General features: G+C 59.6%; 10 protein-coding genes and 5 pseudogenes. 10 read left to right on the plus strand and 5 right to left on the minus strand.

The window, feature by feature from the left end:
• The first annotated feature begins 189 nt into the window (after window positions 1-189).
• On the plus strand, window positions 190-1,338 hold the full coding sequence (locus P6U16_RS07515; protein WP_277703234.1) for a Gfo/Idh/MocA family oxidoreductase: 1,149 nt from the start codon (window positions 190-192) through the stop codon (window positions 1,336-1,338).
• Window positions 1,335-2,270 carry an alpha/beta hydrolase gene (locus tag P6U16_RS07520; RefSeq protein ID WP_277703235.1) on the plus strand — a complete coding sequence of 312 codons (936 nt, stop codon included), beginning with the start codon at window positions 1,335-1,337 and terminating at the stop codon, window positions 2,268-2,270. The genes P6U16_RS07515 and P6U16_RS07520 overlap by 4 nt, the downstream gene beginning before the upstream one ends.
• A 22-nt stretch (window positions 2,271-2,292) precedes the next feature.
• On the opposite strand, the gene P6U16_RS07525 is transcribed toward P6U16_RS07520, so the two are convergent.
• The gene (locus P6U16_RS07525; protein ID WP_277703236.1) at window positions 2,293-3,327 is read right to left on the minus strand and encodes a LacI family DNA-binding transcriptional regulator; all 1,035 of its coding nucleotides are present in this window, start codon (window positions 3,325-3,327) and stop codon (window positions 2,293-2,295) included.
• Between the two features lie 513 nt (window positions 3,328-3,840).
• On the opposite strand from P6U16_RS07525, the pseudogene P6U16_RS07530 reads away from it, so the two are divergent.
• The 3 genes and pseudogenes from P6U16_RS07530 to P6U16_RS07540 all read left to right on the plus strand — a co-directional run.
• Window positions 3,841-5,087 (plus strand): annotated as a pseudogene (locus P6U16_RS07530) (sugar ABC transporter substrate-binding protein).
• Window positions 5,088-5,172: 85 nt separating this feature from the next.
• Window positions 5,173-6,102, plus strand: coding sequence for a sugar ABC transporter permease (locus tag P6U16_RS07535; protein ID WP_277703237.1), 930 nt, complete (start codon window positions 5,173-5,175; stop codon window positions 6,100-6,102).
• Between the two features lie 6 nt (window positions 6,103-6,108).
• A pseudogene (locus P6U16_RS07540) lies at window positions 6,109-6,951 on the plus strand (carbohydrate ABC transporter permease); the annotation flags it as partial.
• A gap of 41 nt (window positions 6,952-6,992) precedes the next feature.
• Here the strand turns inward: P6U16_RS07540 and P6U16_RS07545 are convergent.
• From P6U16_RS07545 to P6U16_RS07555, 3 genes are read right to left on the minus strand one after another with little or no spacing between them, the layout of a single operon-like run.
• Window positions 6,993-8,039 (minus strand): glutathione synthetase, encoded by a 1,047-nt coding sequence (locus P6U16_RS07545; RefSeq protein ID WP_277703238.1) that lies wholly within the window; start codon window positions 8,037-8,039, stop codon window positions 6,993-6,995.
• 8 nt (window positions 8,040-8,047) lie between these two features.
• A complete protein-coding gene (locus tag P6U16_RS07550) occupies window positions 8,048-9,880 on the minus strand; it encodes a flavohemoglobin expression-modulating QEGLA motif protein (RefSeq protein ID WP_277703239.1) in 1,833 nt (610 codons plus the stop codon).
• Between the two features lie 49 nt (window positions 9,881-9,929).
• Window positions 9,930-10,697, minus strand: coding sequence for an N-formylglutamate amidohydrolase (locus tag P6U16_RS07555; RefSeq protein ID WP_277703786.1), 768 nt, complete (start codon window positions 10,695-10,697; stop codon window positions 9,930-9,932).
• A 244-nt stretch (window positions 10,698-10,941) separates the two neighbouring features.
• On the opposite strand from P6U16_RS07555, the pseudogene P6U16_RS07560 reads away from it, so the two are divergent.
• A pseudogene (locus P6U16_RS07560) lies at window positions 10,942-11,154 on the plus strand (IS21 family transposase); the annotation flags it as partial.
• A gap of 287 nt (window positions 11,155-11,441) precedes the next feature.
• On the opposite strand, the gene P6U16_RS07565 reads toward P6U16_RS07560, so the two are convergent.
• Window positions 11,442-12,341, minus strand: a complete 900-nt coding sequence (locus tag P6U16_RS07565) for a GNAT family N-acetyltransferase (RefSeq protein ID WP_277703240.1) — start codon at window positions 12,339-12,341, stop codon at window positions 11,442-11,444.
• A gap of 234 nt (window positions 12,342-12,575) precedes the next feature.
• On the opposite strand from P6U16_RS07565, the pseudogene argE reads away from it, so the two are divergent.
• The 4 genes and pseudogenes from argE (at window position 12,576) to P6U16_RS07585 (ending at window position 16,666) form a co-directional block, all read left to right on the plus strand.
• A pseudogene (argE, locus tag P6U16_RS07570) lies at window positions 12,576-13,699 on the plus strand (acetylornithine deacetylase).
• Window positions 13,700-13,731: 32 nt separating this feature from the next.
• A pseudogene (locus P6U16_RS07575) lies at window positions 13,732-14,654 on the plus strand (glyoxylate/hydroxypyruvate reductase A).
• 24 nt (window positions 14,655-14,678) lie between these two features.
• Window positions 14,679-15,029: a cupin domain-containing protein gene (locus P6U16_RS07580; protein ID WP_277703241.1), complete on the plus strand. Its 351-nt coding sequence runs from the start codon at window positions 14,679-14,681 to the stop codon at window positions 15,027-15,029.
• 173 nt (window positions 15,030-15,202) lie between these two features.
• Window positions 15,203-16,666, plus strand: coding sequence for an aldehyde dehydrogenase family protein (locus P6U16_RS07585; protein WP_277703242.1), 1,464 nt, complete (start codon window positions 15,203-15,205; stop codon window positions 16,664-16,666).
• Window positions 16,667-16,671 lie beyond the last annotated feature (5 nt).

The raw sequence follows: 16,671 nt of genomic DNA on the forward strand, positions 1-16,671 counted from the left end.
CAGCCCCAAATGGGCGCGACAAATGCCGATAGATCGATAAGTTAAGGGGATCGACACGCCTCCAAGTGTCTTGTCACTACGTAAGATTAAATGTTACCGTGCGTCAATATAATTTCTTCTCTGCGTTCAAGCGGCGGTCAGTCCGCATCTCCATCCACCCTCTTCAATCCGGCAGGATCAGGCAATCACATGACAAACACAAATGACACGGCACTTCGCATCGGCGTGGTGGGATGCGGAAACATTTCCATGGCCTACATGCGCAATGCACCGCTCTTCCGCGGCGTCGCGATTACCGCCTGTGCCGATCTCGACATGGCCGCCGCGCAACGCCGCGCTACGGAGTTCAGACTTCGCGCCGCCGATGTCGATTCTCTGCTGGCCGACAAGGATATCGACCTCGTCTTGAACCTCACCATACCCGCGGCCCATTTCGATATTTCGATGAAGGCGCTTTCCGCGGGCAAACACGTCTTCACTGAGAAGCCGCTGGGCGTCACAGCGAATGAAGGGCGCAAACTGGTCGAAACTGCCGCCGCCAAGGGATTGTCGCTCGGATCGGCACCGGACACATTTCTGGGTGCAGCCGGTCGACATGCGCGCCGGCAGATGGAGGCGGGCGCCATCGGCAAGCCGGTCACCGGCACCGCCTTCATGATGGGCCGCGGCATGGAACACTGGCATCCCGACCCCAGCTTCTACTACCAGCCGGGCGCCGGCCCGGTGATGGACATGGGACCTTATTACCTGACCATGATGGTCAATCTGCTCGGTCCCGTGCGCCGGGTTCAGGCCGTGGCGACCAGTGGCCAGGAAGAACGGGTCATCACCGCAGATGGGCCAAAGAAGGATACAAGCTTCAAGGTCGGTACGCCTACCAGCGTGCTCTCCATCCTGGAATTCCACTGCGGCACGACGATTACATTCGGCGCCTCCTGGGATGTGTTCCGCCACTCCAATCACCCGATCGAACTGCACGGCACCGAGGGATCGCTTCGCCTTCCCGATCCGGACAATTTCGGCGGTGTCGTGGCCATCTCGAACCGCGGCGCGCCATGGCAGGAAACGGATACGGCGGGTCACCTGTTCGGCGCCATCAACTGGCCGGTCGCAGCACCTGATCGCGCCAACTACCGGATGCTCGGTCTTGCCGATCTGGCCCGCTCTATCATCGAAGCACGGCCGGCAAGGGCCTCAGGGGCGCTGGCGCTGCATGTGCTTGAAATCATGGAGGCAATCCTGCGGGCGGGCGAGACCGGCGCGGCGCAGATCGTCGAAGGAAAGATCGCGCAGCCACAGGAACTGCGCGAAGACGAAGCCGCGAGCCTGCTGGCATGAGCGGTCTGGATCCTTCCGCGAAACGCGCACTGGCATGGCCAGGCGATCCGGAAAGGCCCGTAGAGGAGTGCTCGCCGCAAGAGGCAAAGCAGCAATTTCTGGACGGTTTCGCTCAAAAACAACTTCCTCTTGAAGACGTTGACAGCATCCAGGAACGCCGGATCGGTGACATCAGGCTGAAAATCTGGCGTGGCCGCGGCACCCCGGGCCAGGATGCGCCTTCGCTGCTCTATCTTCATGGCGGCGGCTGGGTGATCGGTGCCCCGGAAAGCCACGAAGATATCTGCCGCATCCTTGCCAATGCTGTCGGGGCTGTGGTTATATCGCCCGATTATCGGCTGGCCCCGGAACATCCCTTCCCCGCCGCAGTTGAAGATTGTGCAACGACGCTGCACTGGATGAGCGAACAGGCAGGCACGCTCGGCATCGACACGAAACGCATTCTCGTTGCAGGCGACAGTGCAGGAGGAAATCTTGCCGCCGTCCTCGCCTTGATGGCGCGCGACGCAACGGCACCACCCATCATAGGGCAGGTCTTGATTTATCCGGTTACGGATCAAAGCCAGGCATCGGACAGTTACCGGCGCTACGCGAAGGATTTCGGTCTGACGGCGGATGGCATGCGATGGTTCCGTGACCACTACCTGCCGGCCGGTGCAGACCTGACCGACTGGCGCGCTTCACCGCTCAGCAAAGCAACACTACAGGACGTTGCGCCGGCCTTCATCGTGCTTGCAGGACACGATGTGCTGTTTGACGAGGGCCTAGCCTACGCCGAACGTCTCCAGGCGGAAGCACACGCCGATCTTCGCATTTGGCCTGGGCAGATCCATGGCTTCCTCTCCATGGGCGGCACCATACCGGAAGCGCAGGAGGCTCTGGACGCGATCGCGCAGGCCTGGCGTTCAATGGATCCCGCGCTTGGCAGATAACGCGGAAAGGCTCTCGCTGATGTCAGGCCGAATCGCGCATAATCAGGGTTGCCTCAAGGATCACCCTGTTTGCCATAGGCGCCCGATCCGCGGCATCATCCTCCATGCTAAGCAACAGGATTTCAACTGCCTTGGCGGCGATCTCCGGCGCATTCTGAGCCATTGTCGTCAATGAGGGGCAGGCATAGCGGCTAAGCGGATGGTCGTCATGGCCGGCGATCCGCACGTCGCAGCCGTCCGCACGGCCTATCTTAAGGCCAGAGGCAAAGGCCGCCGCCATCGCGCCGAAGGCGAAGCGGTCGTTTGCGCACAGAAGCGTCTTGCCCGGTAGGCCGCCCTTTGCGAGAATTCGCTGCATTTGTTCATAGCCCAACCGCTCGAACTCCCAGGACGGCGCCGCGTCGCAACTGAGGACGAGCGGCGAATGCCCTTCTCGAGCCATTGTTGCACGATAGCTTTCCGTGCGCTCGTCGGTGTTCGCCATCATATGCGGAACATCAAGGAAGATGGGTGGCTCGCCGGATCGGCAGAGATATTGCACGATTGCAGCCACACTCTGCGAATTGTCGTTGCCGACGAAGGGAAGATCGAACGTGGCCGGGCTATCGAAACAGACGACAGGGATCGCATTGGTCAGCCGCTCCAGAGCGGAACGGCGCGAGCCAGGACCAAGAGGTGCCACGATCGCACCCGAAACCTTCAGGGACATCAGCGTCCGAACCGCCTCCTCCTCAAGCTCTGGCCGCGTATGGGATGACAGTTGCACCGGCCAGAAACCCTTCGCACGCAATTCCAACTCTATCAGGGAGACGACCTGAACGTAGAACGGGTCGGACATTGTCGGCACCAGAATGCCGATATTCTTGGTGCGCTTGCGGTTGAGATGGCGGGCGAAGAGATTGGGCTCGAAGCTCGACTTCTTCAGCGCAGCCTCGATGCGCTTGCGGGTCACTTCCTTGATCTGTGTCGGATCGTCGAAATATTTCGAAAGCGTAGGGCGCGAGACGCCACAGGCGCCCGCGAAATCGTCCATCGATTTGTAAGTCTTCTTTGCCATTCAAGTCCTTAGTGCCCCGCAGAACGCCGTGCGAAGGGCGAAATTTGATTTTGCGTCTACGGGACATCGGCTGACACGCATAATACGCAAGAGAGATTTCGAACAGTTCCAGGCCAAAAGGCATTGGCTCTACCGGAATCGCACCATTTTTCCCCTTCTAACTTGAAGCCAGCTTTTCGACCATACACTGCGGCGGAGCAATACTCGTCGCCTCAATCGATCCACAGTCGTCCAGCCAGGCGGGGTAATAGAAAACGCGATTTCAATAAACCCTTTCATTTGTTTACGAAAGTAAAGAAAAAAGCTCCACAAGCAACACGAACGGCACAAAAAATTTTCGCGCGCAAATTTTTATTATTATTTAAAATCATCATCTTATCGCAATAATAAAGAAAAACTCTCCTCCCTTTTCAGTCACTCTCGCATTTCGCCGTTGACATAGAGAGCCTCCAGGAACCTACTTCCATGGCGATCTGGGAGGATCGATCAACGCATAGCTCTTGGGAGGCAGACATGAATTTCAAACAATTCGGCAGTACAATGCGCGCGGCCGCCGCGGCATGGGCACTTTGCACAACAGCGGCCTATGCCGACACCACCATCGAGTTCATCCAGTGGTGGGAGCCGGAAATGCCGGCCGGCGCCCTGCGCGGCATCATGGACGATTTCGAGGCAAAAATCCCGGCATCAAGGTCACTCTTGTCAGTGGCCCCTATTCTTCGACGCGTGACCAGATCGTTGTCGGTGCTGCGTCCGGCACGCTCAGCGACGTGGTCGGCCTCGACGGCGCATGGGTCAACGGCCTGTCCAAGCAGGGTGCCATTGCCTCGCTGGACGAACTGATGGACAACGCCAAGTACGACAGGACCCAGATCACCGACATCGTGAAGGTAGATGGCAAAAGCGTGATGTTCCCGCTCGCCTCCTTCGTCTACCCTGTCTTCGTCAACCTCGATCTGGCCAAGGCGGCCGGCGTCGATAAGATGCCTTCCACGCGCAGCGAATTCGCCGACGCCGCAAAGAAGATGACGGATGCCTCCAAAAACCAGTATGGCTGGGTTTTGCCGCTTTCGCTGCAATCGCCGGGCGGCATCCAAAATGACGTCATGTCCTGGGTATGGGCATCCGGCGCTTCGATGATGAAGGATGGCAAACCGGATCTCGAGAATGAAGCTGTTGTCGGCACGCTCGAATACATCCAGTCGCTCGGCAAGGACGGCGTGATTTCGCCCGGCATCTTCGCAAAGAAGGAGCAGGACAAGGTCGAGGAATTCGTCAACGGTCGCGTCGGCATGATGGTCGATTCACTCGCGCACGTGAACCTCATCCGCGAGCGCAACCCGAACCTGAAGTTCGGTATTTCCGCCCTGCCGGCCATGGATGGCTACACAGGCAAGCGCGGCATGCCCTATGCCTCGTGGGGCATCGGCGTCAGCGAAGGCAGCGCACACAAGGAAGAAGCCTGGAAACTGGTCGAATTCCTGATGAGCGCTGAAGTCAACGGTCGCCTTGTCTCGATCGCCAACGCTTTCCCTGGCAACGTCAACGCAAAGCCTGATTTTGTTGCAGGCGATCCGGTCTTTGCGGAAGCCTTCAAGATCTTTCAAAGCGGTTATCCGGCCAACGAGTTTGTCGGGCTGCCGGTTGCCGAAGAACTGATGCGCGACATGAATGTCGAAGTGCAGAAGATGTTCGATGGCGGCCAGACCGCCAAGGAAGCTGCTGCGAATGCACAGAAGGCATGGCTGGCCAAATTCTAGGCAACCGCGTTCACAGGCACCGGCTGCGCTTCCTGCGCTACCGGTGCCATTCGCAGTCTTCGGCAGATTGGAAAGTCTAAAGCCCATGAACGGTTCCGCTCCGGCAATGGCCACCGCCCGGCCAAAGGCGCGCAAATTCCGCTACAGGACATTGCGGAAACTGGTGCCCTATCTCTTCGTGTCGCCCGCGACCCTACTCCTCACCCTGCTGATGCTGTTTCCGATGCTGATGGTGGTGCGCTATTCGCTGATGGATGGCGCCATCATGAAGAAGGGGGCCGCCTTTGTCGGTTTCCAGAATTATATGGCCCTGTTCGCGGATCCGGTCTTCTGGCAGTCGGTCGGCCAGACGCTCTACTTCACGGTCATGAGCGTGGTGTTCCATTTCATCATCGGCCTCGCCTTTGCGCTGCTGTTGAACACCGATCGTGTCGATCCGCTGATCCGCAGTATCCTGCGCGTTCTTTTTATCCTGCCCTGGCTGTTTACGGCCGTGATTATCGCCATCATCTGGCGGTTGCTGCTCGACCCGAACGGTGTCGTCAACAGCGTACTGATGGCGCTGCATATCATCGACTTCAAGGTGGAGTGGTTTTCCTCGACCAAGACGGCGATCCACGCCCTGACCTTCGCCAATATCTGGGCCGGCTATCCGCTCTACATGGTCAGCCTGCTGGCCGGCCTCCAGGGCATTCCGAAGGAGCTTTACGAGGCCGCCGGCATCGACGGCGCAAACGAAGTCGAAAAATTCTGGTACATCACCATTCCGCAACTGATGCCCATCATTATCAGCATCGCGCTTCTCGATTTCATCTGGACGATGCAGGTTTTCCCGCTCGTCTGGATGACCACCGGCGGCGGCCCGATCTATTCGACGGAAATGCTTTCCACCTACACCTACAAGCTTGCATTTTCCCGCTACGAGTTTTCGCTGGCCTCGGCGAGCGCCATCATCATTCTCGTGATTTCGATGAGCGTCACCTATTTCTACATCAAGCACCAGCAGCGCAGGTAACCGGTCATGGCAAAACGTTCCCTCAAGCACTCTGTCCTGCCAACCGTGGTGACTTATGTCGGGTTGGCCGTGGGACTGGTCTTTGCGACTTTCCCGATCGTCTGGATGTTCTTCAGTTCGCTGAAATCAAACAGGGAGATTTTCGCCCTGCCGCCTAAACTCCTGCCGGACGATTTCACTATTGCGGCCTATCTGACGATCTTCAACGATCCCGTGAAGGTCCGGTTCTTCATCAACAGCTATTTCGTAGCCGGCGTCGTGACGGTTCTCACACTCCTGATCGCCATCGTCACGGCCTATGGATTCAGCCGTTTTCAATTCCGTTTCAAGAATACCCTGAACATCTTCATCATCAGCACCCAGACCGTGCCGCCCATCACGCTTCTCATTCCCTATTTCGGCATGGTCGTGGCCTTCCGGATCTTCGATACCTATCTGGCACTCATCCTGACCTACATGGTTTTCACCCTGCCCTATGCCGTTCTGCTGATGACGGGCTACCTGAATACACTGCCGAAGGAACTCGACGAGGCGGTGCTCGTCGACGGCGGCTCGAGCTGGACGGCGTTGTGGCGGGTGATCGTCCCGGTCTCGATCCCCGGCATCGTCGCAACGGCGGTCTATACCTTCCTGCTCGCCTGGAACGAGTTTCTCTTCGCGCTGACGCTGACCAAGTCGATGGACTTGCGCACCGTGCCGATCGGCATCCAGCTTCTCATGGGGCAGCATGCCTTCGAATGGAACGAGATGATGGCGATGAGCGTGCTCGGATCGCTGCCGCTGCTGGTGCTCTATCTGGTTGCTCAGCGTTATTTTCTGGCCGGCATGACGGCGGGTTCGGTAAAAGCTGAAGCCGCCGTGGCCTGTCCATGCACGTGGACAGGCCACTCCTACAGGGTCGCCAGCGCCCTGTTTGATATATTGTTGCCATTGGCCTTGCGGATGGCCACCTTGGTCTCCAATGCCGCGATGACATCGACTGCAAAATCAACTCCGCAAAGGGCTGCGATATCCGGAAGGCCACCGGGCGTGAAGACGTTGATCTCCAGGATTTTGTCTCCAACGATATCGAGACCGACGAGGAACATCCCGTCCTCAATCAGCTTGGGTCGGACCATCTCGGCGACGGCCAGAATGTCCGGCGTGATTTCCACAGCCGCGGCGGTGCCGGCGGCGTGCATATTGGAACGAACCTCGCCGGAGGCCGGAACCCGCCGGAATGCCGCATAGGTGCCGTCCCGGGACAGAGGCCTGCCATTCATCAGGAAAAGCCGGATATCGCCGGCCTTTGCCTCGCTCAGATAGGCTTGCGCGATCAGGTAACCCTCGCCGCTGACGGCTTCGAAAATCTGGTTGAGATTTGCGTCATCCTGGGACGCGATCTTGAAGACATTCTTGCCGCCCGACCCCTGCAGCGGTTTCAGGATCACGCCCTGCTGGTGTTCGCCGATGAAGGCGCGGATTTCCTCGATGCTTTTGGAAATCAGCGTGGTCGGCCGCACTGCTGCGGGAAAACCCTGGAAATAGAGCTTGTTTTGGGCCATCGCCAAACCGCCAGGATCGTTGAGAACGATCACCCCGCGTTCGGCGGCCAGACGTCCGAAGATTGCGCCGACATGGGCAGCCCAAGGACGGTCGTCGGCGTCAAGCGATGGGTCGCTGCGCAGAAACAGGACATCGATATCGCGCGCATCGATCGTCTCGATCGCTGCATCCTTGCTCTGAAGTACCGCGTGAAAAGTCTCAGCCTTCTTGTATTTCGATCCGGGGAGCGTCAGCGCACGGACCATCAGGCTGTCATCCGGGCGCAGAACAAAGTCACCAGGCGTCAGGTAACAAATCTTATGGCCACGATCGAGTGCCGCCAATGCCAGAGCGGTTGTCGTGAAATAGGGTTCTTCCAACTCAATCGAATTGACAAAAAAGGCGATGCGCATGGTGACTCCTATAATTCGATCATATCGACAGGGGAAATGCCATTGCGGCTCCTCTCGAGACGGGCCTGGGCATCCGGATGCGAGAGAAAGTCCGGACGCACGACTGGCGCCTTGAGAAGGCCTCGGGCACTCAGTTCCTGCATGACCGAAAAATGCGACGCGGAAATCTTGCCCATCCAGAACGGGTCGAGCGCGCGGTCGCTTTTCAGATGCTCCAGCAACTGCAACAGCCCGCGAAGGTAGATCGCATCCTTTGCAAGACCGCCACCACGATAGAGGCGCAATACTAGGTTGAAGGCATCGCTTTGCGCAAGACCGTGCTCATCCGTCAGCCGCGAAAACGTCCGCTCGAAAGGCACCCCTTCCAGCATCATGGCACAGCCGACAACCCGCGCGGCAATCAGGCGCAGGCGCTCGACCGTCATGCCGCCGCTCAGATACTCCGCAAACACCGCAAGCCCCTCCTGCATGCCTTCATAACCCGCAAGCCCGGAGCGGAACAGCCGCAACCCCTGCGCCGATCCATTGAAATAGGTGAGAAGATGGACGCCGACTTCATGACTGAGCAGCGGCCCGACCCGCGCACGATCCATCAGCGTGTTGCGGGATATAAGCAGGCGGTTGCCGGAAACCATCAGGCCGGAGGGAAGATCACTGCGGAGCTCGACCGTCGCCTCGAAGCCGGAATATTGATTCCGGTATCCCGCGATCATCGCCCGCGCCAGCATGTCGAGAACAAAACAATCCGCCGTTTCCGGCTCTTGCAGACTTGCTTTGGTAACCGATGTGTCAGCCAGAATCTGTGTTGCCACCTGCAGGAGCGACGGCTCGACGGGACCGTAGAGCGCCCTGCCCAGCTCGATGAAGCGCGGCATTTCACGCGCGGCCAGCAGAGAGAGCTGCAGATCCAGTTCCTGCTGTTTCTCCCGATAAAGCGCATGCAGCACCGGATCCTCGAAACGATCGAAGCCGATTGTGAAGAGCTTGCGTTTTTCAAGCTCGATATCGACAGTCAACGGCCGATAGAGAAATCTGGGCGCTTTTCGAAACCCGCCAGCCTTGAATTCCTGCCAGGCAGCATCGGCGTTGATCGGCGTCACGGCCAGCAGAAAATCAAAGCTCGACGCGATTTCATCGATACTGCGGTCGGCGCGACTGACGGCATCGACGAAGGCCTTTCGTCCGAGTTGCCGGTGTGTCGTCAGCTTCAGAGCACCCTTCGCCTTGATGAACGCGGCCAGAGCCTGCAATCCGGCATCGAAAATATTGGCAACAAGGCGCTCTTGAAGATCCGGATAGATTTTTTCTGATTTCGCCAGCCGATAAATCGGCGCGACACGCACGCTGATGCAGGGGAACAGCGTGTCGGGAAACGCAGCATCGCTGGTCGAAGCCTGTGCTATCGCCGCCAGTTCGGCCCGGGGTGTCCGGAATTTCGCTTTGATGCCCTGCACTGCCTGCACCAGCGTACGGGCCGCGACAGACGCTGCCTCATCGTCGGTGTGAAACACCTTTACCTCGAAAGGCGGCAGATAGGGCGCATCGTCAGTCAGCAGCGTATCGGCTGCCAGTTCACCGATCTCAAGCAACATGAAGGCACCGAACCGCCTCTCAAGCGCCGCACCCACAGCTTCAACAATCGGCAGGGCAACATCGACATCGGGAGCCAGGAGATAGACCGCGCTGGCCGAGACGATATTGCGGGCAACCGCATCGTCCCTGCCCCTTTCTATATAGACGCAAAGGAAGGGAAGCGGCCTGTCGATATGAAGGCGGCCACCCTCGCCAAACTCCTTGCGTACGGATTTTCCAGTCTCGATAGAAGCCAGAACCTCCGGCATCCAGTCCGACGCCGTCGCCTCTCGCGACAGTTCTTTTTTCGGAGTTGGGTCATCGCATCGCCGCCAACGTGTCCTCGAGCACAGGAATGGTGGATGCGAGCATGGCACGCAGTGCCTGGAGCGCTTCCGGATCAGGCATGCCCGTCCATTCGTCCATGAAGAATTTCTTGAACTCGACGGCGATTGCGCAGCCGGTCTCGGGAAAGGTCTCATGAATGAACCGTGTCTGTTCACCCTTGCCCTGAAAGGCAATGTTTTCGCGGACATCCATGCGGCGACCGCGGAATTCGAAGCTGGACAACGTCTCCATGAACGCATCGACCACCCCACCCCAACGGACGCGGTCCATCGAGGACGTGCCGATATTGATTTCCGGCGCGGCGTCTCTGTCGGTCGGCGATTGATCGCGCCCGTTGCGACGATGATTGTAGCTGTGAATGTCAAGCACGACGAAACGGCCGAAATTTCGCTCTATTCCTCGCAGAAATGCCCCCAGCATCGCATAGTAATCGTCATGAACACCCAGCGAAGCCTCGACCAAATCTGCGGCAGGCGTCTGTTTCCAAACATTCAGCCCCCATGCCTGCTCCGGCAGGACATACACCGCTGCATCGCGGGCGCGATTGAGATCGACCTCGAAGCGGGACCGGTGAACGACAACACGATTGGGAACGTCGCGAATGGTAAATTCGGTGAAGGGATCCTCTTCACGCAGCCGATCCTCAGATGAGAGCGCCATAGGGAGCCGAAGATCGTTGCGGATATGATGCCCGTTGTGGATCGCGGTGGCGACGATCGGAGAATCACCGCGCTCCATCGACCACCAGGCATCCGAAGGGGAGAAATTTTCCAGAGATTGCTTGGCCGACACTCCGTATCCCCCTGGTGTCTCATCCGGTTCGCTCTGTTCGGAAACGATTATCAGAGCCGAATAACAACGCGTTGTGCGGAACTTTGTTCCTCTCCAGCGGATACAGCGTATCTCGATCGTGTCGCAGGAGGGTCTGGGGATCTACACCGTGGAACTTTATTTGAAGGTTCGTCTGGCCTGCTGGGAAGGAATGAGCCGGCGTCAGGCTGCGAAGCATTTCAACATATCGCGCGACAGCGTTGCCAAGATGATGTCCTATTCGACGCCACCAGGTTATCAGCGGCAATCACCAATCCGGCGGCCCAAGCTGGATGCGTTCGTTTCGACCATCGAGCATTGGTTGGAGGACGATCTGAAGGTGCCGCGCACGCTGTGCCATACGGCCAAGCAGGTATTCGACCGGGCGATCGAAGGGCTTCCAGGTCTCGCCGATCACCTGTTCGTAGGCGGAAAACGCCCCCTCGGCTGCCATCCTGAGCGGCTCCGGCCCCGTGCCGGCCTGCCCTTCGGTGCGGGTAAAAGGAACCGGCGGAAGGCGGCGCTTTCACCGGTCCGGGACGGCTGAGGGAGCAAATTCGGTTACGGCCAAACGGGTGGCACACCTGCGACGGACGCGGGCCTGATTTGCGAAACGAGGCTGGTCCGGCCGCACAGCGGCGCGACAGCGGCCTCTTTAAAGGCGTTGCGTTGTCATCCCATCGATTGGGAGGCAAGAGCGAACAGTTTAGCGCGTCCATCGCCAGCCGCTCCGTAATCGACACCTTCGCCGAGCGTCATAGTCGTGACGGTGTCAAAGATCGGAAGGCCGCATTGCTGTACAAAGTTGGCAAAGGACCCCGTGTCAAAATGGGTGTCAATACGCAGGAAACGACCAGCGTGAGCTTCCACCTGCGGCCCCGCAATGGCGATCGCCTCTTCAACGGACAATGCGGCAACCGGACCCAGCACGTGGCCCCGTCCAAAGGCACGGCTCATGGAATATGCCGACAATTTTTCGCCCCGAAACAGCCCATAGCAGAGCGAAATCTCGAACAAACGGGCGAGATGGACGGGGCGAGAAACCGCAAATCCTGGCGCGTCGAGTGCGATCACCGCATCGAGATCGCTTGATCGCAACGGCCTGATCTCATGCCCGGCAGGCAAGTCAGTCGTCTCCGCCGGTCTGCGGGCCTCACCCTGGCACTGGAACACCGTCTGCCGCGCCACAAAATCCAACGAGCGATAGAGGCGGCGCGCGGCGCGCGTTGCATTGAGCCGCAGGCCCATGCCGGGGCACTCGGCCAGAACACGCTGCATCAGCCATTTCGCCGTCCCATTGGCCTGCAACCGAGGCGATGTGATCAGCATTCCAAGGGTCGCGAAATGCTCTCCGTGGGGGAACCACATGGCTGAGCCCATCACACGGTCGATTTCGTCGAGAGCGACGAAACCGCGGCCGAGTTCACGCAGATATTGCCAATCTTCTGCCCGATGCGGCCAGCCGACCGCAATCGACAGCGCATGCAACTGCTCCAGCTCGACATCCGCCACGTCGGCGAAACGCATCTGGTAGGCGTCGACATGCAACGTGTCGGGTATTTTCAGATCCATCGTCCGCCTCCCTGGTGCCAAGCGAACCTGCCGTCAGCCGCTCGATACATTCTTTTACGCGTATTCTAGCCGGCCCCTACAGAACATTCCGCTTCAGCGACCTCATCCAGCACAAGAATTGACCGTATGGTGATCGCTTTCGGCAGCCATTCATGCCGTTCGCGCCTAATCTTTCAAGTCAAACTGCAACCAAGAGCCGAAGCGGGTGCCAGAAACCGCACGAGGAACAGCGCAATGAATGCCACCGATATCCTGACAGCGCTGGTGAGCTTCCCGTCCATCGTCGGCACGCCCAATGCCGGCATCGTCGAATGGGTCAGTTCGTATCTCGAGGGCTTCGGCATCACCGTGCATATACTTCCCGGCCCCGAGGGCGACAGGGCCAATCTCTTCGCCACCATCGGCCCCTCGGACAAAGCTGGTTACATTCTTTCCGGTCACATGGACGTCGTTCCCGCGCACGAAGGGGGTGGAGCAGTGATCCATTTTCCCTGCGGCGCGATGGAGAAAAGCTCTTTGGCCGTGGCACCAGCGACATGAAGGGGTTTCTAGCCGCCATGCTGGCAGCCGTCCCCGCGCTTGTCGCATCACCACTAACCCGGCCCATCCATCTCGCCTTTTCCTATGACGAAGAAGCCGGATGTCGCGGGGTGCCGCATCTCCTTGCCCAGTTGCCCGAGATGTGCGTGGCACCGCTGGGCGCGGTGATCGGCGAACCCAGCGGCATGCGGCCTATTCTGGCGCACAAGGGCAAGGCAGCCGCCCGTATCACGCTACGGGGCCGATCCGGTCACTCGTCCCGGCCGGATCTCGGTTTGAATGCTGTGCACGCCATGGCCACGGTGTTGCAGGCGGCCGTGTCGGCGGCACAGGATCTCGCAAGCGGACCTTTAGACCCGACCTTCGAGCCAGCCTATTCCTCGTTACAGGTGGGCCTGATCCAGGGTGGCCAAGCGCTCAACATCATTCCCGATTTCTGCACGCTGGACGTCGAGGCACGTGCCATCTCCGGCGTCGATCCCGCCGCCCTGCTGGCACCGATCCGCATTGCGGCCGAGGCACTGCGGGTATCCGGGATCGGCATCGAATGGGAAGATCTGAGCGCCTATCCCGCCCTCTCCTTGGCGCGGCATAAGGCCCTTGCCGACCTCTTGACGGAACTCACTGACCAGGAACCGCTCGCCGCCGTCAGCTACGGGACGGAAGCAGGCCTTTTCCAGGCAGCCGGCGTGGACGCTATCATCTGCGGTCCGGGTGATATCGGCCGCGCCCACAGGCCCGACGAATACATCCTGGTGGGTGAGCTTTCGGCCTGCCAGGCCATGATCGAGGCGCTCGGCAAGCACTGCTGCGCCTAACTTCTCCACAGATACCGAACGGACCCCTGCCCATGACCTTCCTCTTCCACTCCGACGTCCAGCGCGGCGCAATCTTCCGGGAGGCGTTTGCGCGGGATCTGCCAGATCTGCCTTTTTCCATGGACCCCGGCACAGTTGATCCGGAATCCGTGCGTTACCTGATTACCTGGACGGTTCCCGAAAACCTGCAGCGCTACCGTAATCTCGAAGTGCTGTTTTCCATCGGCGCCGGCGTCGACCAGTTTCGCATCGCCGACGTGCCGGACCATGTGAAGGTCGTTCGCATGGTGGAAGAAGGCATCGTGCGCATGATGCAGGAATATGTGACGCTTGCCGTACTCTCGCTGCACCGTGACCTACCGGCCTATCTGGGCCAGCAGCGGCAAGGGATCTGGCAGGCTCTTGCCCCGGTACAGGCGGCTGAACGGCGTGTCGGCGTGCTTGGCCTCGGCATGCTCGGACAGGCCGTACTCGAGCGGTTGAAGCCCTTCGGTTTCCAGCTTTCGGGCTGGAGCCGATCGGCCCACGAGATTGATGGCGTGACGTGCCATGCGGGAAGCGATGGCCTGAACGATATGCTTTCTGCAACCGACATTCTGATCTGCCTGCTTCCGCTGACGACCGAAACGCGCGGTTTGCTGAATGCGGATCTCTTCAGTCGCCTGCCGCAGGGGCTGGCCTCGTTCATACCGGTCGGGGACCACAGCTCGACCACGAGGACCTGATCTCGGCCCTCGACAGCGGCCAGCTCTCCGGTGCCGTCGTCGATGTCACCGATCCCGAACCGCTTCCAGCTGGCCATGCCTTCTGGAGCCATCACCGCATCCTGCTGACACCCCACGTTGCGAGTGTCACGCAGCCGCATTCTGCCGCGAAGGCCGTCATCGACAACATCAAACGCCTGCGCGCCGGTCTCGATCCGACAGGCCTTGTCGACCGCCGTCGCGGATACTGACTTCTTCAACCCGAAAGGAAAACCATGTCGCTTCTGAAAACCATCGACCCCACGCCATCGTTTGCTCCGCGCCAGGCGGTGCCAACACCGGAACGACTGATCTCCGGAACCCCCAGCTTCAGGACCTGGGCGCAGGACGCCGCCCGCAACGACACCATTCACACCGGTGTATGGGAGGCCACCCCGGGCCTTACCCACTCGATCAAGGGCGAGACCTTCGAGTTCTGCCATATCCTCTCCGGTTTGGTGGAAATCACGCCGGAAGGCGGCGAGCCGGTGACTTACAAGGCTGGCGACAGTTTCGTCATGAAGCCCGGCTTCGTCGGCACATGGCGGACGATCGAAACCGTCCGCAAGATCTATGTGACGGCTTAAAGGCGTGAGGCAGCGGCGGTCATCCCGTCCGCCGCTGCCACAACAGAGCGCCGAAGATTAAGCTGCGCGGCGGCCGCAAAACAGGGTTTTCATCCGTCGCCCCTGCAGTGATCGGGGCAAGCTACTCCAGCCGATCCGCTAGCCTCGCAAGACAGCGATCCGAGGTAATTCTGATGACCCTGAGTTTCGATCCAGACAGCCTGTCCCTTCCGATCGGGCATTTCATCGGAGATAACCTCATCCCGGCCCATGGTGTCATCCCGATGCACCGGCCCTCCGATGGCAAGGCCTATGCCGGTTGCCCGCTCGCCGACGCCGACATGGTCGACCGTGCAGTCGAGACCGCCAAGGCGGCATTGAAGACAAGCAACTGGGGCGGTGTCCGCCCGCGCGAGCGGCTGAAGGTGATGCACCGCTGGGCCGATATGATCCAGCAGGATGCCGTGACGCTAGCCCGGCTCGAAGCCCTTTCCTCGACCCGGCCGGTCGGCCATCTCGTTGAAGGCGACATTGCCATTTCGGCCGAGCAGATCCGTTTCTTCGCCGAATTCGCCGACAAGGAAGGCAGCGACCTCGTGCCGACCGATGACGGCAATCTCGGCATGATCCTTACCGAACCCTATGGCGTGGTGGGTGCCATCACCCCATGGAACTTCCCCATCTCCATGGCCGTGTGGAAGCTCGGCCCGGCCCTTGCCGCCGGCAATGCCGTGGTCCTGAAGCCCTCGGAGATGACGCCGTTTTCCGCCATTTATCTCGCGGAACTTGCCCTGCGCGCCGGCATGCCGGCCGGTTTAATCAATGTAGTCCTCGGGAATGGTCAACTGACGGGCAATGCCATCACCGGCCATCCAGACATTGCCAAGGTCAGTTTCACCGGCTCGACGCGCGCAGGTTCGGCGATCATGGAAAATGTCGCCCACACCGGCATCAAACCCATGACGCTGGAACTCGGCGGCAAGAGCCCGCAATTGGTCTTCGCCGATGCCGATCTCGACAAGGCGGCGGCAGCAATCGCCACCAGCATCATCAGCAATGCCGGACAGGCCTGCGTTGCCGGTTCGCGCCTGATCGTCGAAGAGAGTGTTGCAGCGCCGCTTGTCGAGGCGATCCTGCGTTACATGAACGCCGTTCATCCCCTGCCGACCTGGGATGAGGCAGCGCAGTATTCGCCCATCATTTCCGACCAGCAGCGCCAGCGGATCCATTCGATTGTCTCGGCGGCGGTTGCCGCTGGCGGCGAATGCCTCACAGGCGGTGCGCCGATGGATACGCCCGGCTATTTCTATGCCCCGACGCTGATTGCCGGCGTCGGCGAACAATCTCCGGCCGTCACGCAGGAGATCTTTGGTCCTGTGCTGACACTCCAGACCTTCCGCGAGGAAGAAGAAGCACTGGCACTGGCCGAGCATCCCACCTACGGGCTGGCCGCCGGGGTTTTCACCCGCGACCTTTCCCGGGCGATCCGCATCACCCGCCGCCTTCAGGCCGGAACGATCTGGGTCAACCGTTACGGCCGCTCGCGCGACCATATCCTGCCGACCGGCGGCTACAAGCAATCCGGCATCGGCAAGGACCTTGGCCGTGAAGCCTTCCAGGCCAACCGCAAGAGCAAGAGCGTCTTGATCAGACTTTGAGGACA

Source organism: Rhizobium sp. 32-5/1 (assembly GCF_029537235.1).
Classification (GTDB): Bacteria; Pseudomonadota; Alphaproteobacteria; order Rhizobiales; family Rhizobiaceae; genus Pararhizobium.